The following is a 21,534-nucleotide window of genomic DNA, read 5'->3' on the forward strand; positions in this document are numbered from 1 at the left end:
ATGACCAATATCTGTCCGGGTTGCCACGATGGGCGACTGAGAGTGTTTAAATTTCACGGCGAAGAGGTAGATTGCTGCCGCCAGTGCGGTGGCCTCTGGTTCGAGAATGGTGAGCTGAACGCCGCCCTGTCTAAGGCGGATAACGGCGACGATAACGTGCGCATCGAAGAGACCCTGGGCGATCAACTGGGGATCTCCAGTCGCTGCTGTCATCGTTGCGACCTTGCCATGCAGCGCTACCATCTAATGGCTGGCTATGAGATTGAGGTGGATCTGTGCCACGGCTGTAGCGGCATCTGGATAGACGAACATGAGCGCACCAAGGTGGTACAATCGCCCAAGGTGCGCCAACTGCTGGAGGAGTTGAATGGCAGCATCAGTGTCAAGACCTGGCTGTTCCAGTTCCTCTCTAAGATGCCGGTGGAGTTTAACCTCAAGCCTAAGTCTACGCCCCTGGTGACCTATCTGCTGCTGGCGCTCAATATCCTGATCTTCTTCGCCTATGGCTTTAACCTGAGCACCACAGATATGGTGTTTGAAAACTTCGCCATGCGTTCGAACGATCTGCTGGCGGGTCATCATCCCTGGACCCTGTTGAGTCACATGTTCCTCCACGGCGACATCATGCACCTGGCGGGCAACATGTATTTCCTCTATGTGGTGGGGGATAACCTGGAAGATGTGCTGGGCCGCGCTAAGTTTTTCGCGCTCTATCTCCTGTGTGGCCTGGCGGCCGCCGCGGCGCAGATCGCCGCCGATCCTGGCTCCGGCATCTATATGGTGGGTGCCAGCGGCGCCATTGCCGGCCTGTTCGGCATGTACCTCATGTGGTTCCGCCACGCTAGCCTGACCTTCATGTTTGTGGTGTTTCAGAAGAAGCTCAGCCCTATGGCCTTTTTCGCCATCTGGCTAGGCTTCAACATCTTTGGTCTGGTAATGGCCGGCCAAGGCGTGGCCTACTGGGCCCACATAGGTGGCTTCGTGATGGGGCTTATCCTGGGCGTGACCTTAAAGACTCGGGTGATGAATAATAATCCTATGCTGGCGCTGCTCAACGAGCCTGAGGTGAAGATCGCCCGCTAGCTATCTTATGGTGATTTAAGGCCCCGTCTTTGGATGGGGCTTTTTTATGGCCGCGTTTTTTGTGGCTGAAACTTAAGCGAAAAAGCCGGGTCTAAGCTGTAGGCTTAACGAGTCGTGGCAGGCTGGTATTCAGGCCAGACTTGGATACAATGTAATCAATTTAACAGCGAGAGCGAGAGATAAATGTCCAGAGCGAAAATCTTGATCATAGATGACGATCCCGTCTGCACCGGGATATTACTCGCCATGCTGGGGGACGACTATGACGTGACCTCGGTGAACTCGGGGAGCGGCGGCATAGAGGTGCTGAAATCCCTGACGCCGGATCTCATCTTGCTGGATATCACCATGCCACATGTCAACGGCTATCAGGTGATCCAGTATCTTAAGGGCAGCGAGGAGACAGCCAAGATCCCCTTGGTGGTGATAAGCTCGCTGGCGGAGCAGTCGGACAAAGACTTTGCCCTCAAGCTGGGGGTGGATGACTATATCACCAAACCTGTGATGCCAGATGCTATTCAGGAGATGATAGAGGCTTACCTCTAACCCATATTCATACCTCTGTCTCGATTAGATGTGCATATCTGAGCCATTTATCTATCGACCAGCTTCTCACTAGACAGGCCTGAGTGGGCTGAGCTATCTTATGGCGGCAACAAGGATGTCACCGCCTGGTCGACCGACCATCACCGGCTCTTAACATCACCGATTTTTCACATCAATAAGGGATTAATGATGAAAGCAACACTCTTACTACCACTGTTTTTTATCCTCACCAGCGCCCAAGGCACCGAGCTGCCCGACAACGCCCCCTATGACTTGGCTAGCATGGAGGTGGACGTCGATAAATTTATCGAGATGAATGTCTCGCATATGAAAGCCGGCGGCGACTTTACCGCCATGGAGCAGGTATCTGGGATCGACAGCGGCAAGCTGGAGCGTGGTTACCGCAGCGCCATGAAGTTCTGTTTCGATAAGTATGAGCAGATGACAGAAGAGAACGCCGACGCCTTGTCCAACTGTTTCATCGACCAGACCGCCACTGAGGTGGGCGTGACTAATCAGCAGTTTTACGCCTGGCTGGATGAGCTCGACCGTCAAGACGCCGCCAATCCCGACTCCTTGGATGCCATCTTCGACGAGATGGATAGGGTTAGCGAAGCCATCTATGCCCTGCAGGATAAGCCCGAGCGCAGCGCGGCGGATGAGGCGCAGCTCGAGGCGTTAGAGCGTCAGCTTATCGAACTCACCGAGAAGCGTGACCGGGTACAGGCCGAGGAGACAGAGGCGGTAGCCGTTGAGATGGAAGCCATCTTCAAGCGCAAGTAATACAAGGTTAATCGCACGGCTAACTGTGTGAGCAGCCTAATTAAAAAAGGCTCGGTACTGAATTTGCCTTCAGGCCGAGCCTTTCTCTTTATGGATAGGGTTAGCAGTATCTCGAATGCCAATTCGAGTGCTAGCTTTAGTGTCTGCTTTTGTTTAAGTCTCGCTGATTCTTGCAGCCGCCTTGCCTGGCTATTTTCCAAGAGTATGCTTGGCATAATCGGGAAGTATTACAGCGCAGATTTTCTAGTATGGATTTGTTACGGATGACAAACTCAAATCAAGGAGATTGCGATGAAAAAAACAATTGCACGCTGCCTATGCTTAACCGCCCTCTATTGCGTAAACCTCCAGGCGACTCAGCTATATGTTTGTGATAATTGTACTCAGACGAAACTTAACGCCCTGATAGAGATACATGTGGAAGCGACTCATTCCCTAGAGACGAGTGGCTCTGAAATAAGTGGCTCTGAAATAAGTGGCTCTGAAAAAAATGCTTATGAGAGTCTGGTTGTCCTGGACAGAGAGAAGGCGACGGCGACCGAGTTCAGGCTGCGCTACGCAGAAGATAGTCCGGCGACCGCTTCGGCCCCCTATGTTGTCGAGATTAATAGCGACAAGCCACATCTGCTCGAAGCCGCTAGCGCATTGGCCGAACTCAAGGCCATCAATTTGCAGCTAGCCAAACAGGCAAAGCAGGGCATTAAATTGCCGCCAGATACGGGGTTTATCACGGTTGCCGACGCCTTAAGGGAGACCGCCGATTTTGAGGGCGTTCTAGCGACCGACTTAAGTAGCGCAGATCTCTCAAGACTCAATGAACGGGTCACCCGGTTGAGTCATCAGGTGCAACGACTCGGTAATGCGCTCGGTTTTAGCTACCGAAATGTTGCGACCATCTTGGGGCTTTTGACGCAAGAGCGTTCCTGGGTCGTCAGTTTATCAGACTCCTCCCAAATCCTGGTCGATATCCGTCTAAAGGCATTCGATGATCAATTGCGATTAGCCTTCAAAGCCATTCCCGAACTGGCAAGAGACAACCTAGGTAAACGAGTGCCGCTTTCTGAGATAGCCAGTGACGGTTATGGTTTCGGTGGAAGTCTGGCTCAGGCACAGAGTTACGCCGAGCTGATGCGAGGCATGGGGATCGAAGGTTCGGTTCCTAACAAGCACGGCAAGATCTACTGTACAGTCACCAAGCAGGCAGGAGCCCGGCCGGATAAGACCAGCTATGGCTTCGCCTGTAACTAGGGGGTAACAAAGGCTCGGTACTGAATTTGCCTTCAGTCCGAGCCTTTGTTGTTCTTCTGCTGTTAGTCTAACTTAGCGCTAGCCCAGCCTAACCTCTTGCGATGGTGATATCGGCTATATGGCCATGGGCGGTGGCCTTCAGGGCGCCCTGTAGCATCTCGGCGGCTTCGTCTGCGCTCATGAAGCTGGAGGTATCGAGAGACTTACCGCTGCTAGGCCAGAAGCCTGTGTCCATGCCGCCGGGATAGACGGCGATGATCTTCATCGGCTTGCCCTTGAGTTCCAGACGCACCGACTCGATAAAGCCACGTACGGCCCATTTCGCCGCGCAGTAGGTCGACTCCCCCGCCTTGGGCTGCTGGGCCGCCGTCGACATCACCACCACCAGATGCAGCGGCGTGTCCTGATAGCGTTTCACCAGTTCGCGTACCAGCAAGATGCTGGAGGTGACGTTGTTCTGCATCAGCTTGTGGATCTCATCGGCCTGCTGCTCGGCGATGGGGCCGAAGTAGCCGCTGCCGGCGCAGTGAACCACAGTGTCGAGTGCGGCGCCGCCGCTCATGGTCGCCAGGGTATCGAGTAATGTCGCGACGCCCTGCTCATCACAAAGGTCGGCCGCTAGCGGGTGCAGATTCGTTGACGCTTGTGCGACGCCGGCCAATCTGGCCTGGTTGCGACCCGAGATCATCACCTGCTCGCCCAGATCGGCGTATCGCTTGGCCAGGGAGGCCCCCAGGCCGCTGCTGGCACCGGTAATTAATATCATGATTCATTCACTTAGAAGCTGTGTTAGGTTGACCTATTATGCCGCAACTTGCGCTCGATGCCAGTGGGCGGAATATCTAAGCGATGTGAGCGTGAACCTGGGCAGAAAAAAGGGAAGCCGCAGCTTCCCCGATAAGAGAGGGTTAGTGGATGCTCTGATAGCTGAATCTCAGGTGTTTTGCGTCTTTGATCAGCTTGATGAAATCTTCGCGGCTGAGCCTGACCAGGCTGGTGTGATCGCCGGCCTCTAGGTAGAGCTCCTTGGCCTCGATCAGCAGGTCGTCATAGATGGTCTCGATATTGTAGGCCGCGCCGAGGGAGGGGATGGCGCCATGCTCGCAATCGTCAAACATTTGGTAGACGGTTTGCTCCTTCACCAGATGCAGATCGCGGTTGAGCTTGTCGCCCAGCGCCTTGAGGTTGATCTTATGATTGGTGGGTAGCACAGCCATGACCCTGCGTCCCTGATGATCCTCCAGAATCACCCCCTTGGCGACTTGGGCGGGGGCCAGCTGGGCGGCAATGGCCGAACTGATAGAGTTGTGGCTGTGGCGGTGCAGCACTATCTCATAGTTCACTTCATGTTCCGCCAGGTAGTGATTTAAGCGGTTTGAAATACTCATATACTTGCCTCGTTAACGTTGTGAAACGTTATCGCTAAGTATAGTTCAGCCAGGCCCCAATGCTGGCTGAGTAGCGTCTTTCATCGATTAAGTCACCCGCCGAGCCTGGCTTGCCGATCAGCTAAACCAGGTCTTGAATTTGCTCAGCAGCGAAGGGCGATAGAAGGGCTCAAGCTTCTTCAGGCAGAAGTCGCTTATCTCATCATGTTTGTCACTTCTTAGCAGGTAGGGGCGTATCTCCCAGCCATGAAGCTCAATCTCTCTATGCAGGTTGCGGCAATCGCTGCGAATGCGGCTGAAATCATCGCTAATCCTGTCTCCCTCCAGGGTGAGCGCCAGGGTGAAGGCGCTGTCTGTGCCGCCGCGGCGGATATCCAGCTCGCATGTTTCGATGAAATAGCCCGCCTTGACGCTGGGGTAGTTAGCCAATATTTGGCGCACCGCGCCAAACATGGGCAGCCCATCATCAAGAACCTTACCAAGCAGCAGGAGCTGATTGCCCTGGGGAAGTAGCGCCATGTCGGGCAGCAACATATAGCGGATCTCATCGCTGCTGACGACTTTCGACAAATTGCTATTGGGGTTGAGCGCCATATCCATCTGGTTGGTCAGTAGCAGCTGAAATGCCTGAGGCGCATCTATCTCTATCTGACCGTGAAATTCTGTGCCCTCACTCTCCATTATGGCCTTGGCCTGATCGACCGCCTCCTGGGAGGTAAACAGCGGGACGAAGTAATGCACCTGATCATTGCTGACGGGGATGTGCCATTGCATGATGGAGAGCTCTGTGGTGCCATCGGGCTGAGGATCTTCTTGGCCATCGCTCAGCAGGTAGAGCCTGGCCTTAATCAGCTGTTCATAGAGGGCTTTGGCCTGGGTGTGATCGGCAAGCGCCTCCTGCAGGGCGGTTTCGAGGGCGTTGCTCGGGGTGAGTGTGACTTCCATTTTCTTAAATCCTTGTTGCCAGCTGGTATAGACCAGACATCCTGGTGAGTAGGCATAGTAGATCAAGGTGTTAGTTGGGTCTAGAGGGGAGTGGGGGCAAACTTCGTTTGGGATTCTATTCCTCACTCGAGGGGGAGTTGGTCTGGCGACCGAAGAAAGTCGTGGGTTTTCAACCCACACCCGGGCAAGGAGGACTGCTCGTCCTCGCCAAATACTTCCTTGTAAAAAAGCCAGTTCGGCATCCCTGCCTCTCGTTCGTAAGCACAATCATCAAAGATGATTATTCACCTTGCATCTCCCCGTGCCGCCCCAGACGAAGTTAACTGCATTGGTTAGGAGCCTCATACTCCAATGAAAATCGCCTAACGACTCGGATGGGACTCCTGTCCCCCCGAGCCTTAGCCATCGTCCATGATGGCTATACGGCATTTTCATCTACGCATTTCGGCTCTGGCATCCTGCTTTGCTCTAACTCCTGCATCCATGCAGTCGTCGGCAACTTCGTTGAGGATTTGCTGTAGCCACGACCTGTATTGTTGTTGCTAGTACCATCTCACTGAGATGGTTGTGCCGATCTTTTCGAGGCAGTGTGGGGCAGAGGTTTGTCGGGCTATGGTCAGAACTGTGGTTTTTGCCACTAAAATTACTTTATTGTTTTCGATTAAGATAATCGTTTTTATTCGATATATGCTTTTAGCATCTTGCTTCTAATATATTCCTGATGACTAAATAATGCCCTGGAAATTTAGCCTTGCCGCTTGCTGTCTCTTTTTTGTTTTTTTGCGGCTTGGCGAAATCCACTCTGGGCTGACAACAGGCTTCGCCTCGGCGAAGCGTAATTAACCTGAAGGAAGCTAACCATGAAAGGAAAAACAGTAAACAAGCAAACGCTCGCGGCGTTAGTGAGTGCCTTGTTGGTGTTTAACCCTGCCGTCGCCGATGAGCAAGAATCCGCACAGATGACTAAGCCCAAAGGGGCTGCCGCCACTGGCACCGCCAAAGCGTTTCAACCCAAGAGCAAACAATTTTGGTGGCCCGATCAATTGGATCTTTCCCCGCTGCGGGATCACGACTCCCGCTCCAATCCCTACGGCGAAAGTTTCGACTACGCCAAGGCCTTCAACTCGCTGGATCTCGACCAGGTAAAAACCGATATCGATCATCTACTCACCCAATCGCAGGATTGGTGGCCTGCCGACTATGGCAACTATGGTCCTTTCTTCATCCGCATGACCTGGCACAGCGCAGGTACCTATCGCACCTTGGATGGCCGTGGTGGCGCTGGTGGCGGACAGCAGAGATTCGAGCCGTTAAACAGCTGGCCCGATAACGCCAGCCTGGACAAGGCGCGCCGACTGCTCTGGCCGGTGAAGCAGAAATATGGTGAGGCGCTCTCCTGGTCAGACTTAATTGTGCTCGCGGGCAACGTCGCCCTGGAAAACATGGGATTCAAGACTTTCGGATTTGCCGGTGGTCGTAACGACGACTGGGAGCCAGACATGGTGTACTGGGGACCGGAGGTCGAGATGCTCGCCAGCGATCGTGAAGACAGAGACGGCAAGCTGCAAAGGCCCTTAGGCGCGACCCACATGGGGCTCATCTATGTCAATCCGGAAGGCCCGAAAGGGGTGCCAGATCCATTAGGTTCAGCCAAGAATATCCGCACCGCCTTCTCCCGTATGGCGATGAATGACGAGGAAACTCTGGCACTTATCGCCGGCGGCCATACCTTCGGTAAGATGCACGGCGCCCACAAGCCGACAGATTGTCTGGGGGCAGAACCTGCCGCGGCAGGCATCGAAGCTCAGGGGCTGGGCTGGCACAACAAGTGTGGCAAGGGCCACTCAGAAGATACCATCACCAGTGGCCTGGAAGGGGCCTGGACTCAGGCGCCGACTAAGTGGACCTCGCTCTATCTGAGTAACCTGCTGACCTACGACTGGCAACAGACCCGCAGTCCTGCCGGTGCGATCCAGTGGATCCCAACCGACGAGTCGGTGCAGAAGGCCGTGCCCGATGCTCATGTCAAAGGTAAGTTTCATGCGCCCGTGATGACCACGGCGGATCTCGCGCTCAAGTATGACCCAGAGTATCGAAAGATCGCCGAGCGCTTCCTGGCCGACCCGGAAGAGTATCGTCTGGCCTTTGCCAAGGCCTGGTACAAGTTGACCCACAGAGACATGGGGCCTGCCCGTAACTTCCTCGGTAAAGAGGTGCCTCAGGGCAGCTTCATCTGGCAAGATCCAATCGATGATAAGACCCAATCGCGTCTCAGCGCCGGCGATATCAAGCAGCTTAAAAAAGCCATCAGCAAGTCTGGGCTGAGCGTTGCCGAGCGCGTGCGCCTGGCCTGGGCGTCGGCGGCCAGCTATCGTCAATCAGATATGCGTGGCGGCGCCAATGGGGCGCGTATCGCTCTGGCTCCGCAGAAGGATTGGGCGGTGAACAACCCAGCCGAAACCGCCAAGGTGTTTAAGACGCTGGAGGCGATTCGTGCCGACTTTAATAAGGGCGCCGGTAAGAGTCAGGTTTCCTTGGCCGATCTTATCGTACTCGCGGGGGCGAGCGCCCTAGAGCAGGCCGCCAAGCAGGCGGGCTTTGAGGTCGCCGTGCCTTTCACCCCAGGACGAGGTGATGCCACACAGGCGCAGACGGACGAAAACTCCTTTAGCCTGCTGGAGCTGCATGCCGATGGCTTTAGAAACTACTTCGACGTAAACCACAGCTATAAGTCGCCCACCGAGATGCTGGTGGATAAGGCCGACCAGCTGGATCTGACGGTGCCCGAGATGACAGTGTTAGTCGGTGGCCTGCGTGCCCTCGATGCCAACTATCAAGGGACTAAGCACGGGGTGTTGACCCAGCGTCCCGGCACGCTTAACAATGACTTCTTCGTCAACCTGTTAGATATGTCGACCCTGTGGCAGAAGTCAGATGTCGATGGCATCTATCAGGGGCTGGATCGCAGCAGCGGCAAACCTAAGTGGACCGCCACCTCGGTGGATCTCATCTTCGGCTCTAACTCTGAACTGCGCGCGGTTGCCGAGGTATATGCCTTCGATACCTCTAAGCAGAAGTTTGTCGATGATTTCGTCGCCGCCTGGGTCAAGGTGATGAATTTAGATAGATAACAGGGGAGTGTCGGTCTGATGACCGTTGTAAGTCGTGGAACTCCGTTCCACACCTGGGAATGTGCGGCCTGACGGCCGAGATAAGTCGTGGGACTCCATCCCACACCCGGGCAAGAGGGGGGATCTCCAGCAATCCCCCTCTTGCATCTCCCCTTGCCGCCCCAGACGAAGTTACATGCATTAGTTAGGAGCCTCATACTCCAATGAAAATCGCCTAACGACTCGGATGGGACTCCTGTCCCCCCGAGCCTTAGCCATCGTCCATGATGGCTATACGGCATTTTCATCTGCGTATTTCGGCAACTTCGATGGGGATTTGTTGTAGCCACAACCGGTAATGATAGGAGGTTAGCTTGCCAGATGAGGGAAGTGATTAGAGCAAACTTTTTTGGATATTAACGTCTTGTGATTCCATCCCACACCCGGTCAAGAGGGGGATCTCCAGCAATCCCCCCTCTTGTATCTCCCCCTGCCGCCCCAGACGAAGTTACATGCATTGGTTAGGCGCCTCATACTCCAATGAAAATCGCCTAAAGATTCGGATGGAACTTCTGTCCCCCCGAGCCTTAGCCATTGTCCATGATGGCTACACGGCATTTTCATCTGTGTATTTCGGCTCTGGCATCCTGCTTCGCTCTAATTCCTGCATCCGTGTAGTCGTCGGTAACTTCAATGGAGGGCTATCAGATATGAAATATAGTAGCTAAAATTACGATTAGAAAATACAACTAGATTTCTTACTCTATATCTAGTTCCTGTGTTGAATAGTTCGTGATTTTTAGAATTAGTCGATGCTTTGCATAATGTTTTGGTAGGTTGGTTAAATAACAAATTTAGTTAATAAATGTGTCAGTTGAACTGGTCTGTATCATATTGGTATAAAACTAATGATGTGAAAGCGTTGTGGATTTATGTTTCTATCTTAGTATTTGAATCTGTGTTCTAATATTGCCTTTCGGCTCTTGTTTTTAACGCATATAGAGCCGAAAGGTAAATTTAAGGTTTTATTCTGAGCTTTTCATTCTTTTTAGATCGATGATAATTACAGAACCTCCACCACCTCTTACTGTTGCGCTTCCATCTCCAAAATATACATTGATACCTTCTATTGTGACTAAGTAGTTAGCTAGTGCGACTAAATCACCAACTTCTTGTTGATTTTTTTGACTGTCTTTTACATTTCTTAGGTACTCATTGACAGTATACTTTGAACGAGGGATTCTCTTCCCTGTAGCATCGTAGGCATCTTTAAAGGTCAATTCAATAGTTATTCTAGTTCCACCATATAATACTGCGTGGGATACGCCGAATGTAACAGATGTATTATCCTTGAATACAAAATTTACGTTTACACTCATTGGGTTAGATAAAGAGATTATGCCTTTTCCAATGCCAAAGTTATTCCTTATTACTGCCCATTGTGAATCTGCAACTGAATATTGCTCTTTCATTTCAGGCATATTGTTAATCAGCTCTGTTGCATACCCAGTGAAATCTTCTTTAGCTTCTAGAGCCGTGAAAGCAGAATCAAAGCTGCCATCTTCTGGCAAAACAATAGGCGAGCTAAAAAGCTCTTTTTGAGCTTTCATTTGTGCAGCTAAAATTTTTAGGATAGGCGTTCCCATTGTTTGAGCTAATTGGCTATTTGGGCCATGAGTTGTAATGTGCTTGGCCCAGTATTCAGGTCTATAACTCTCTTCGTCCCAATCACTTCCACCACTACTTATGGTTCTATATTCATCAATCGTAATTTGACTATTTTGAACATCATAGACGTATACTTTATATGTGTTTGAATTACTTATATCACTGGCCATGAGGCTTTTTTGTGCCGCAGTACAATCACTGCAATCTACGATTGCATTCGTTTGAGCTTGTGCAAATAAAGATGCAAAAAATAGTATTAAAGTTGAGGGGATTTGTATTAGTTTATTCATGTTCTACATACTCCTTTATTGAGAACAGATTGTTGTTTTTACATATATCGAATGTAAAGGGAGGGTAATATCCTGTCAACCCATAAATATTAATGGTTTTTTGCTGTTTTTGTAGGGGGTTATTTTTAAATATGTTTGTTTTGAATTTGTTTTGAATTTGTTTTGAATTTGTTTTGAATTTGTTTTGAATTTGTTTTGAATTTGCTTTGGGTTTGTTTTGAATTTGCTTTGGGTTTGTTTTGAATTTGTTGTTGGCTTGCTGGGGCATTTTGTTTCTTATGTTGGTTTTTTGACAATTCTTATATTTTTTGAGGATAACGCACTCAATGGGTTAAATGTATAGACGTTGTGGGTACCGGGTGAAGATGGAGCGAGTAAAAGGCTGAGCAGCATAGGGCTAGCATTTTATATTGCTATGGTGAGCATCATTTTATCTGGGCTAATATTTTCTAGCCTGTATCCCAGCTCGTTTATGGGCATAATCACTCAAAGTTTTCTAAATGCCATAGTTTACGCGCTTGTAGTGGCGATTCCCTTCATTGCCCTAGAAAGGTATTTAACTCAAAAAGGTATCCTGTTAGATACCAATGACCAGGGGGACTGACCCTTCAGAATAGGTTAGATGCTACAACAAGTCCCCATCGAAGTTGCCGAAATACGCAGATGAAAATGCCGTGTGACCATCATGGATGATGGGCAAGGCTCGGGGGGACAGGAGTCCCATCCGAGTCGTTAGGTGATTTTCTTTGGAGTATGAGGGCAAACAACTTCGTCTGGGGCGCCGAGGGATTTCCAAAAGGGGAACAGGCGCTTTTCCCCTTTTGGTCGGATGTGGGTTGAAGACCCACGACTTCTGCGGTAGCAAGACCGCTAATCTTCACGGATATTGGGAGGTATCCCAACATTTAATTCCAAACGAAGTTTGGACAATCAAAGGAGTCAAGGTTATGACTCCTGATCACTTCCCGTTAAACATCATAATCGAGTACCGGCGCCAACCAGCGCTCTGTCTCCTCGATACTCATCCCCTTACGCTTGGCGTAATCCTCCACCTGATCTTTACCTATGTTGGTCACGCCGAAGTAACGTGACTGTGGGTGGGCGAAGTACCAGCCGGAGACGGCGGCGGTGGGGAACATGGCGTAGCTCTCGGTGATCTTGAGATCTATGGTCTCGTCGGGCTTTAGTAGCTCCCACAGCAGGCCTTTCTCTGTGTGATCCGGGCAGGCGGGGTAACCGGGGGCCGGACGTATGCCCTTGTATTTCTCGCGGATCAGCGCCTCGTTATCCAGGTTCTCATCGGCGGCGTAGCCCCAGAACTCCTTACGCACCCGCTCGTGCATCCGTTCGGCGAAGGCCTCGGCCAGACGGTCGGCTAGACACTTGAGCATGATGGCGCTGTAGTCGTCATGGTTGGCCTCGAAGCGGGCCACATGTTCGTCGATGCCGTGTCCTGCGGTGACGGCGAAGCCACCCATGTAATCGGCGACGCCAGAGTCTTTCGGCGCGACGAAGTCGGCGAGACAGAAGTTGTCGTTGCCCACACGTTCTATCTGCATCCGCAGATGGTGAGTGGTCATCTCAACCTTGCTACGGCTCTCGTCTGTGTAGATCTCGATATCATCATAATTGACCGTGTTGGCCGGGAAGAGGCCGATGACCGCCTTGGCCGTGAGCCACTTCTCATCGATTATGGTCTTGAGCATCGCCTTGGCATCTTGATAGAGCTTGCGCGCCTCTTCGCCTACCACCTCGTCATCGAGGATCTTGGGGAAGTGGCCGTGTAGCTCCCAGCTGCGGAAAAATGGCGTCCAGTCGATGCGATCGACCAGGTCTTCCAGCGGATAGTCGTCAAACACCTGTCTGCCCAGTTGATTCGGAACGAAAGGCGTATGGGCGTTCCAGTCTTGCTGGCAGCGATTTTCCCGTGCGGCCTCCAGGGAGACGATCTGCTTGCGCTTGGCCTGTGAGTTGCGTTTGTCGCGCATCACCCGATATTCCTCGTAGGCGGCATCTATGGTCGCCTGACGGGTCTCCTTGTTGATCAGCTTGGCCACCATGGGCACGGCGCGCGAGGCGTCGGCGATATAGATGGCGCCTTCGGGGGCGTGGGGTGCGATTTTCACTGCGGTGTGGATCTTGGAGCAGGTGGCGCCGCCTATGATGGAGGGAATATTCAGCCCCGCCTTGTGGAAGGCTTTGACGTTGTGCACCATCTCATCCAAGCTCGGGGTGATAAGCCCCGACATGCCTATGATATCTACCTTTTCCGCCTTGGCGACCTCTATGATCTTCTCGACGGGCACCATGACGCCGAGGTCCACCACCTCGTAGCCGTTACAGGCTAGCACCACGCCGACGATGTTCTTGCCTATGTCGTGCACGTCGCCTTTAACCGTCACCATGAGGATCTTGCCGTTGGACTCGCCCTCGACTTTTTCCGCCTCTATGTAGGGGTTGAGGTAGGCCACCGCCTTCTTCATCACCCGCGCCGATTTCACCACCTGGGGCAGGAACATCTTGCCCGAGCCAAACAGATCGCCGACCACGTTCATGCCATCCATCAGCGGGCCTTCGATCACATCCAGCGGACGACTGGCCAGCTGGCGGGCTTCTTCGGTGTCCTGGTCGATAAAGTCGGTGATCCCCTTGACCAGGGCGTGCTCCAGCCGTTTGTTGACTGGCCAGCTGCGCCACTCGAGATCTTCCTTCTTGGCGCCCGCCGCACCGTCGCCACGGTACTGCTCGGCGATCTCCAGCAGTTGTTCTGTGTTGTTGGACCCTTCCACCGGGCAGGGCAGATTCTGCACCACGGCCTCTACCCTGGCCTTAAGCTCGGGATCGATATCGTCATAGATCGCCAGCTGCCCGGCGTTGACTATGCCCATGTCCATCCCCGCTTGGATGGCGTGATAGAGGAACACGGCGTGGATCGCCTCGCGCACCGGGTTGTTGCCACGGAAGGAGAAGGAGACGTTAGACACGCCGCCGGAGATCATGGCATGGGGCAGGGTACGTTTGATCTCGCGGGTCGCCTCGATGAAATCCACCGCATAGTTGTCGTGCTCGTCGATGCCGGTGGCGATGGCGAAGATGTTGGGGTCGAAGATGATATCTTCCGGCGGGAAGCCGACCTTATCCACCAATACCCGGTAGGCGCGGGTACAGATCTCTATCTTGCGCGCCATGGTGTCGGCCTGGCCAACTTCGTCGAAGGCCATGATGATGGCCGCCGCGCCGTAGCGCTTCACTAGGGTGGCCTGCTCGATAAACTTGGCCTCGCCCTCCTTGAGGGAGATGGAGTTCACCACGCCCTTGCCCTGAATGCACTTGAGTCCGGCCTCGATCACCTCCCACTTGGAGGAGTCGATCATGATAGGCACCCGGCTGATGTCCGGCTCGGAGGCGATAAGGTTGAGGAACTTCTGCATCACCTCGACGCCGTCCAGCATCCCCTCGTCCATGTTGATATCGATGATCTGGGCACCGTTTTCCACCTGATCCCGGGCCACCGACAGCGCCTCTTCATATTCGCCCGTCTTGATAAGGCGTAGAAACTTGGCCGAGCCGGTCACGTTGGTGCGCTCGCCCACGTTCACAAACAGGGAATCGGCATCTATGGTCAGCGGCTCCAGGCCTGAGAGGCGACAGGCCACCGGCAGATCGGGCAATTTACGGGCGCTATGCTTGATGACGGCGGCGCGGATCGCCTTGATATGGTCTGGCGTGGTGCCGCAGCAGCCGCCTATGATGTTGAGCAGGCCTTCCTCGGCCCAGGGGCCAATCACCTCGGCCATCTGCTCCGGGGTCTCGTCATAGCCGCCAAACTCGTTGGGCAGGCCGGCGTTGGGGTGCGCCGACACATAGCACTCGGCGATCTTCGACAGTTCCTCCACATAGGGGCGCAGCTCCTGTGGCCCCAAGGCGCAGTTGAGGCCGATGGAGAGCGGCTTCACGTGGCGCAGCGAATTATAGAAGGCTTCTGTAGTTTGGCCCGTCAGGGTGCGGCCCGAGGCATCGGTAATGGTGCCCGAGATCATCACGGGCAGGCGTTGGCCCAGTTGTTCGAACAATGTCTCGATGGCAAACAGCGCCGCCTTGGCATTGAGGGTATCGAAGATGGTCTCGACCATGATGATGTCCGCGCCGCCCTCGATAAGGGCCTGGGTCGACTCGATATAGGCTTCCACAAGGTCATCGAAATGGATATTACGATAGCCAGGGTCGTTCACATCCGGGCTGATAGAGCAGGTGCGGTTGGTGGGGCCGAGAACCCCGGCCACATAGCATTGACGGCCGGTTTCGGCGGCCACCTCATCACAGGCGGCGCGGGCGAGGCGAGCGCCTTCTAAGTTGATCTCCCGTGACAGCGACTGCATCTCATAGTCGGCCATGGCCACCTGAGTGGCGTTGAAGGTGTTGGTCTCTATGATGTCGGCGCCTGCCAGCAGGTAATCTCTGTGGATCTGCTTGATAAGCTCGGGTTGGGTCAGCACCAACAGGTCGTTGTTACCCTTGAGATCGCAGGGCCACTCGGCAAAGCGTTCGCCGCGAAAGTCGGCCTCCTCCAGTTTGTGGTTCTGGATCATGGTGCCCATGGCGCCGTCGAGGATCAAAATTTCCTTATCGAGCCGCGCGCGGATCGCGTCGTTAATCTGCCTTACGTTTCGAACAGGGGATTGGGTCGCCATAACTTTCACCTACTTCAACTGACCTATTGCCTAAACTGCCGCGTCTATCGATTTGACGTGCTATTTTTATTTTGGATGTATAAACGTATAGACGTCTATACTAATCGACTTATAATACCCAGGGCAAGTCAAATGAGTATAAGCTTAAATCTGGTTTGGCTTCGAGGAAGAATGGCGGCTAAGCCGCGTTCTCATGGCAAAAGGCTCTCCCCTTGAAAGTGGGTGAATCTGAAAGTTTTTCAAGGCCTTATTTATCTTTCATTGCCAAGGGATACTTCCAGAGAGTATCCTGCTAACCATCTAGATTTTAAAGGTTTAATGCTGCAGTTATGACGCAAACGACACTCTATTTGATGCGCCACGGCGAATGTGAAGGCGGCAATCTGCTGCGCGGCCATAGCGATCAACCTCTCACAGAGATAGGCTTCGCCCAGATGCAGCTGGCCTATGCCAAGCTGCCCCAGGCGGTGGACAGGGTGATCAGCTCGCCGCTCAAGCGTTGCCGTGTATTTGCCGAGCACCTCACCGCTAAGAATCAGGTGAAGGTGGCCCTGGATGCCGGGCTCAAGGAGATCTACTTCGGCCGCTGGGATGGCCAGCCTATCCCTGAGCTGCATGCCGATCATGGCGAGGAGTTGAGTGCCTATTGGCAAGACCCTTGGGCCAATCCGCTGCCCGAGGGGGAGCCCATGGCTGAGTTCGAGCGGCGTGTCGACGAGGTGGTCGAGCAGTTGGTGCATCAGCATTGCGGCGAGGCCTTGTTACTGCTCACTCACGGCGGCGTGATACGCCACCTGATGGCCAAGGCCCTGGGGGTAGAGCGCGCCGTGGGCTTCTATACCCGGCTGAGTTTGGACTACGGCAGCGTGGTCAAGATAAGTCACTATCGCGACAAGGCGGGGGAGGGCTACTGGCGTCTGCACTGGCATGACGCCGATTGAGTCTGTCCTTGTGTCTGCGGCAAAATTTAGCATAATAACCGGGCGCAGGGACCGCCTGCGCCGGGAGTATGGTGTCGAGATCGCCAAGGCGATAACTCGGACTTAATAGGGAATTGGGGAAGGCCTCGCGCCGCTAGCCCAAACTGTGCCCGCAACTGTGAGTGTGCCGCTAGGTCTAAGTCGACCGGTTTGCCACGAGTCAGGATACCTGCCTACTCTCCAACCACTATCTCAAGCGGGTGACTTGAGGGAGCCAATAGATGAAGAATACCTCGGGGCCGAGTCTGGTCCAAGGGCGAGGGCGCCTCGGCGCTGCTCCCCGGAGGGCGCGATCTTGAGCGCCCCTAGTCAGGCATCACAAACAGAATCACTCCTGTCTCACGGCGCCAGTGAAGGATCGAACCTAGGTGCAGGCGATGGCGCCTGCGCGCGCCCGGCGCTGTCGGTACGGGATCTCAGCTGGCGCTGCGGCGAGCGCGCCATCCTTTCTGGGGTCAAGTTGGATCTGCTAGAGGGTAAGATGCTGGGGATCATAGGCCCCAATGGCGCTGGTAAGTCCAGCCTGCTGCGCTGCCTCTATCGTTTCCTTACGCCTAGCAGCGGCGAGATCCAACTGTTTGGTCAGCCAATCGCCAGCCTGAGCGCCAGGGCCTTTGCCCGCGAGGTGGCCGTTGTGCTGCAAGACACGCCTCAGCATTTCGACATGACCACGGCCCAGCTGGTGGCATTGGGGCTTACGCCACATAAGGCCGCCTTCTCCATGACCACTAAGGCTGACCGCCTGGCGGTGAGTCAGGCCCTGGAGACAGTTGGGCTCAAGGATCGCGCCGGACAGACCTATGCCTCCCTGTCCGGGGGCGAGAAGCAGCGGGCGCTGATCGCCCGCGCCATAGTGCAGCAGCCTAAGCTGTTGATCCTCGATGAGCCCACCAATCACCTGGATATCCGCTATCAGATCCAGATCCTCGAGCTGCTCAAGGCCCTGGGGGTGACTGTGGTGATCTCGATTCACGACCTCAATCTCGCCAGCGCCCTGTGCGATCAGCTTTTGCTGCTGGATCAGGGCAAGGCGGTGGCTCAAGGCTCGCCCAAACAGGTGCTGAGCGAGGCGCAGATCGCCAGGGTGTTCGGCGTCTGCTGTCAGGTATCGTCCCATCCACAGCACGGCAACCCGCAGATTAACTATTTCTATGGCTATCACCTTCAAGATGGCGGTCAGAGTGCTCAGCACTGCAATGACTTGGGTGACCAGCCCCTTGAGGCGAAGGAGGCTAACCATGATGAGCGCTAGCCTGAGTCTGGGAAGAGGCTATAGTCCGCTGCAACACCTGGCCTTCGTCTGCCTGGGACTGCTGACCCTGGCGACTCCTGTGCTGGCGGTGAGCTTCGGCGCGGCGCAGATAGGCGTCGCCGAGGTGCTTGAGGTGCTGCTGGCCAAGCTGAGCGGCGCCGATCCCGGCGGCGTGACCGCAAGAATATTGATTGAGCTGCGCCTGCCACGCATCCTGCTGGCCTTCATTGCCGGCTTCGGCCTGGCGCTGGCGGGCGCCGTGTTGCAGACGGTGACTCGCAATCCCCTGGCCGACCCCTATCTGTTTGGCATCTCCTCGGGCGCCAGTCTGGGGGCGGTTGTGGTGATCACCCTGCTGGGCGGTGTCGGCGGCGCTTTGGCCAGTGTCGGCCTGCCGCTTGGCGCCTTTATCGGTGCCAGCCTGGCGGTGCTCATGGTGTTGGCCCTGTGCGGGCGGGATCTCAACACCCAGATAGAGCGCATGTTGCTCTCCGGGGTGGCGATCTCCTTCCTGTTTGGCGCGCTGGCCAGCCTGATGCTCTATTTCTCCGGGCCGCAATCGGCCGCCTCTGTGCTGTTCTGGAGCCTGGGCAGCTTTGCTAAGGCGAGCTGGCAGATGCTCTGGCTGCCCTGGCTGCTGGTGTTGGCGGCGAGCGCCATCTTGCTACTGCTTAAGCGGCAGATCCTCGCCATTCAGGCGGGGGATGAGACCGCCCATACCCTGGGCATTCGGGTGCAGCGCCTGCGTCTCGTCAGCCTGCTGCTCTGCTCGCTGATCACCGCCGTCCTGGTGGCCAACTGTGGCGGCATCGGCTTCGTCGGCCTGATGGTGCCCCACATGGTGCGGCTATTGCTGCCCGGGCGTTTCGCCCTGCTGCTGACGGCCCTGGTGGGCGGCCTGTTTATGATCTGGGTAGATGTGCTGGCGCGCTGCCTGCTCAGCTATCAGGAGCTGCCGGTGGGGATCATCACGGCTGTGATAGGCAGCCTCTTCTTCCTGTTTATCCTGGGCGGCAAGCGTGGCAACTAGCTTAGGTCCTCTGTGTATGGAAGGAGAAGCGTCAGGATGGAGAAGAGTATTGAACTGTGCCGAACTATGCCTGCAAAGAAGGTGTGGATTGGAAAGAATCGAGAACGAGGGCGAGCGATATGAGGTACCAGTATGTTTGAAGTCACTGAGGTAAGTAGCGAGTTCGATGCCAAGATCCAGCAGAAAATAGACACTAAGACCAAGCCTCTCGGCGCCCTCGGCGCGCTCGAGACCCTGGCGATGACTATCGCCAGGGTGCTGGGTCCAGACAAGCCGCAGATAACCAAACCAACCCTTTTGGTGTTTGCCGGCGATCACGGCATCGCCGCCTCCGGCGTCTCCATCGCGCCGAGTGAGGTGACTACCCAGATGGTGATGAATTTCCTCAAGGTCGGCGCGGCCATCAATCTGTTCTGTGCCCAGGGAGGGATCACCATGGAGGTGATCGACTGCGGCATCGCCCAGGAGATTCATGATCAGCCTAAGCTTATCAACCACAGGTTGGGGGCTGGCACAGGTGCGATTCATCGCGAGCCCGCCATGACCCTGGGCGCGGTCAAGCAGGGCTTCGCCATGGCCAGGGAGCGAGTCGCGCTGCATCACGGCCGCGGCTGTAACCTGATCGCCTTCGGCGAGATGGGCATAGGCAACACCAGCTCGGCGGCGGCCATCATGGCGGCGCTGATGGGGCGCGAGGCGGCCGAGTGTGTCGGTCGGGGCACAGGCATAGATGCCGCCACCCTGGCACGCAAACAGCTGCTGGTGGAGCAGGCGCTGCATCTGCACCGCGAGCAGCTTGACGACCCCTATGGCGTGCTGGCCTGCCTGGGTGGCTTCGAGATAGTGCAGATGACGGGCGCCATACTGGCGGCGGCGGAGCTGAAGATGCTGGTGCTGATCGACGGCTTCATCGCCACGGCGGCGGCGCTGGCGGCGGTGACTATCGCGCCCCACGCCCGGGACTATATGATCTTCGCCCACGAGTCTGGCGAGCGCGGCCACAAACTGATGCTGGAGCATCTCAATGCCCAGCCGCTCTTGTCTCTCGGACTGCGTCTTGGTGAGGGAACCGGGGCGGCGCTGGCGGTGCCCCTGGTGCAGGCGGCGGCCAAGTTTTACAACGAGATGGCCTCCCTCGAAGAGATGGGCATTTCGATTTAGCGGCAATAGCAATCTAAGGAACCAAAAGGGAAAGCGCGAAGATGTTTGCCAGAGAGTTAAACCTGTTTTTTATCGCCATGGGCTTCTTTACCCGGACCCCCATGCCGACCTGGGTGAAGGTCGACAATGAGCGGCTCAATCAGGCCAGCCGTTACTTCGCCTTGGTCGGCGTGCTTGTCGGTGGCCTCTGCGCCCTGGTCTATAGCCTGGCGACTCAGGTATTGCCTATCAGCGTCGCCATCTTACTCGCCATGGTGGCCGGGCTACTGCTCACCGGCGGCTTTCACGAAGATGGCCTGGCGGATACCGCCGACGGATTCGGTGGTGGCTGGCAGGTGCAGGATAAGCTCACCATAATGAAAGACTCGCGGGTTGGCACCTATGGCGTGCTCGCCCTAGTGATGAGCCTGCTGTTCAAATTTGTGCTGCTCAGTGAAATTGCCCTGTTCGATGGCGATCTTGTGATGGCAGCCTTGGTGGTGGGCCACTGCCTGAGCCGTATGGTGGCGGCCTCCTTAATCTTCACCGAGACCTATGTGCGTGATGACGACAGCAGCAAGAGCAAACCTCTGGCCCAGTCGCAGACCCCCAACGAGCTCGGAATTTTGCTGTTGACCGGCATTCTCACCCTCTGGCTCAGCGGTATCGCCTCGGCGCTCTCGCTCTGTTTGGTGTTGCTGGCGGCGCGCCAGCTGCTGGTACGCAGTTATCGTCGTCAGATCGGCGGCTATACAGGCGATGTGCTGGGGGCGACCCAGCAGGTGATCGAGCTGCTCTGTTACCTCTTTATCCTGGTGATCAGCCTATGATGCACCTGGTTCTTGGCGGCGCCCGCAGCGGCAAGTCTCGCCACGGCCTTTCCCTGGTGGCCGATTATGTGGCCAAGGGGTATGAGTGCCTGTTTGTGGCCACCGCCCAGGGGCTGGATGAAGAGATGCGCGCGCGTATCGCCCGCCACCAGGATGAGCGCAGTGAGGATGGTTTGCCCTGGCAGACCCTGGAGTGTCCGCTACACTTGAGTGCCTGTATCGAAACTCACGCCAGGGAGAAACGGGTGATCTTAGTCGATTGCCTCACCCTCTGGCTCACCAATCAGCTACTCGAGGGCGATGACTGGCCGAGCGCCAAGGCGGCGCTGCTGCGCACCTTGGAAACTGCGCCCGGAGCTGTCGTGCTGATCAGCAACGAGGTGGGCTGCGGCGTGGTACCTGCCGACCCCTTGAGTCGCCGCTTCGTCGATGAGGCGGGTTGGCTGCATCAGGCGATCGCTCAGCGAGCCCAGCAGGTGGTCTTGGTCACCGCGGGTCTGCCGCTGATCCTCAAGGATGAGACGAGCCAGGGCGCCAAGGAATAGGAAGA

General features: G+C 55.2%; 17 protein-coding genes and 1 riboswitch. Of the genes, 11 read left to right on the top strand and 6 right to left on the bottom strand.

The genetic code is table 11. From position 1 onward, the window contains the following. The 4 genes from K0I63_RS03615 (at nt 1) to K0I63_RS03630 (ending at nt 3,660) form a co-directional block, all read left to right on the top strand. A complete protein-coding gene (locus tag K0I63_RS03615; protein WP_220082564.1) occupies nt 1–1,083 on the top strand; it encodes a rhomboid family intramembrane serine protease in 1,083 nt (360 codons plus the stop codon). A gap of 183 nt (nt 1,084–1,266) precedes the next feature. Further along, nucleotides 1,267–1,629, top strand: coding sequence for a response regulator (locus K0I63_RS03620; protein ID WP_011864509.1), 363 nt, complete (start codon nt 1,267–1,269; stop codon nt 1,627–1,629). 186 nt (nt 1,630–1,815) lie between these two features. After that, complete coding sequence (locus K0I63_RS03625) at nt 1,816–2,412, top strand: hypothetical protein (protein ID WP_220082565.1); 597 nt, start codon at nt 1,816–1,818, stop codon at nt 2,410–2,412. A 417-nt stretch (nt 2,413–2,829) separates the two neighbouring features. Continuing rightward, nucleotides 2,830–3,660 carry a hypothetical protein gene (locus tag K0I63_RS03630; protein WP_220082566.1) on the top strand — a complete coding sequence of 277 codons (831 nt, stop codon included), beginning with the start codon at nt 2,830–2,832 and terminating at the stop codon, nt 3,658–3,660. A gap of 88 nt (nt 3,661–3,748) precedes the next feature. Here the strand turns inward: K0I63_RS03630 and K0I63_RS03635 are convergent, their stop codons facing one another. The 3 genes from K0I63_RS03635 to K0I63_RS03645 form a co-directional block, all read right to left on the bottom strand. Then, complete coding sequence (locus K0I63_RS03635) at nt 3,749–4,426, bottom strand: SDR family NAD(P)-dependent oxidoreductase (protein WP_220082567.1); 678 nt, start codon at nt 4,424–4,426, stop codon at nt 3,749–3,751. Between the two features lie 142 nt (nt 4,427–4,568). Next, nucleotides 4,569–5,048: a YbaK/EbsC family protein gene (locus K0I63_RS03640; RefSeq protein ID WP_011864513.1), complete on the bottom strand. Its 480-nt coding sequence runs from the start codon at nt 5,046–5,048 to the stop codon at nt 4,569–4,571. Nucleotides 5,049–5,165: 117 nt separating this feature from the next. After that, nucleotides 5,166–5,993 (bottom strand): SseB family protein, encoded by an 828-nt coding sequence (locus tag K0I63_RS03645; RefSeq protein ID WP_220082568.1) that lies wholly within the window; start codon nt 5,991–5,993, stop codon nt 5,166–5,168. Between the two features lie 860 nt (nt 5,994–6,853). Between K0I63_RS03645 and katG the strand changes: the two genes are divergently transcribed. Next, nucleotides 6,854–9,124, top strand: coding sequence for a catalase/peroxidase HPI (gene katG, locus K0I63_RS03650; RefSeq protein WP_286670299.1), 2,271 nt, complete (start codon nt 6,854–6,856; stop codon nt 9,122–9,124). Between the two features lie 1,004 nt (nt 9,125–10,128). Here the strand turns inward: katG and K0I63_RS03655 are convergent. The 3 genes from K0I63_RS03655 to metH form a co-directional block, all read right to left on the bottom strand. Beyond that, complete coding sequence (locus K0I63_RS03655) at nt 10,129–11,061, bottom strand: hypothetical protein (RefSeq protein WP_220059929.1); 933 nt, start codon at nt 11,059–11,061, stop codon at nt 10,129–10,131. Next, complete coding sequence (locus K0I63_RS03660) at nt 11,054–11,329, bottom strand: hypothetical protein (RefSeq protein ID WP_220082569.1); 276 nt, start codon at nt 11,327–11,329, stop codon at nt 11,054–11,056. The genes K0I63_RS03655 and K0I63_RS03660 overlap by 8 nt, the downstream gene beginning before the upstream one ends. A 700-nt stretch (nt 11,330–12,029) precedes the next feature. Next, the gene (gene metH / locus K0I63_RS03665; RefSeq protein ID WP_220082570.1) at nt 12,030–15,752 is read right to left on the bottom strand and encodes a methionine synthase; all 3,723 of its coding nucleotides are present in this window, start codon (nt 15,750–15,752) and stop codon (nt 12,030–12,032) included. A gap of 329 nt (nt 15,753–16,081) precedes the next feature. Here metH and K0I63_RS03670 point away from each other — a divergent pair, with 329 nt between their 5' ends. The 6 genes from K0I63_RS03670 to cobU all read left to right on the top strand — a co-directional run bounded on the left by K0I63_RS03670 (nt 16,082) and on the right by cobU (nt 21,529). Next, nucleotides 16,082–16,693, top strand: coding sequence for a histidine phosphatase family protein (locus K0I63_RS03670; protein ID WP_220082571.1), 612 nt, complete (start codon nt 16,082–16,084; stop codon nt 16,691–16,693). Nucleotides 16,694–16,744: 51 nt separating this feature from the next. Then, a riboswitch (cobalamin riboswitch) is annotated at nt 16,745–16,923 on the top strand. A gap of 104 nt (nt 16,924–17,027) precedes the next feature. After that, nucleotides 17,028–17,984, top strand: a complete 957-nt coding sequence (locus K0I63_RS03675; RefSeq protein ID WP_220082572.1) for an ABC transporter ATP-binding protein — start codon at nt 17,028–17,030, stop codon at nt 17,982–17,984. Then, entirely contained in the window at nt 17,971–19,014 is a 1,044-nt protein-coding gene (locus K0I63_RS03680) for a FecCD family ABC transporter permease (protein WP_220082573.1), read from the top strand. Before K0I63_RS03675 ends, K0I63_RS03680 begins: the two co-directional genes overlap by 14 nt. Nucleotides 19,015–19,146: 132 nt before the next feature. Beyond that, on the top strand, nt 19,147–20,175 hold the full coding sequence (cobT, locus tag K0I63_RS03685; RefSeq protein WP_220082574.1) for a nicotinate-nucleotide--dimethylbenzimidazole phosphoribosyltransferase: 1,029 nt from the start codon (nt 19,147–19,149) through the stop codon (nt 20,173–20,175). Between the two features lie 41 nt (nt 20,176–20,216). After that, nucleotides 20,217–20,984, top strand: a complete 768-nt coding sequence (locus K0I63_RS03690; RefSeq protein WP_220082575.1) for an adenosylcobinamide-GDP ribazoletransferase — start codon at nt 20,217–20,219, stop codon at nt 20,982–20,984. Continuing rightward, nucleotides 20,981–21,529, top strand: coding sequence for a bifunctional adenosylcobinamide kinase/adenosylcobinamide-phosphate guanylyltransferase (cobU, locus tag K0I63_RS03695; RefSeq protein WP_220082576.1), 549 nt, complete (start codon nt 20,981–20,983; stop codon nt 21,527–21,529). The genes K0I63_RS03690 and cobU overlap by 4 nt, the downstream gene beginning before the upstream one ends. The last annotated feature ends 5 nt before the right edge of the window (nt 21,530–21,534 follow it).

Source organism: Shewanella rhizosphaerae, assembly GCF_019457655.1.
GTDB classification, from domain to species: Bacteria; Pseudomonadota; Gammaproteobacteria; order Enterobacterales; family Shewanellaceae; genus Shewanella; species Shewanella loihica.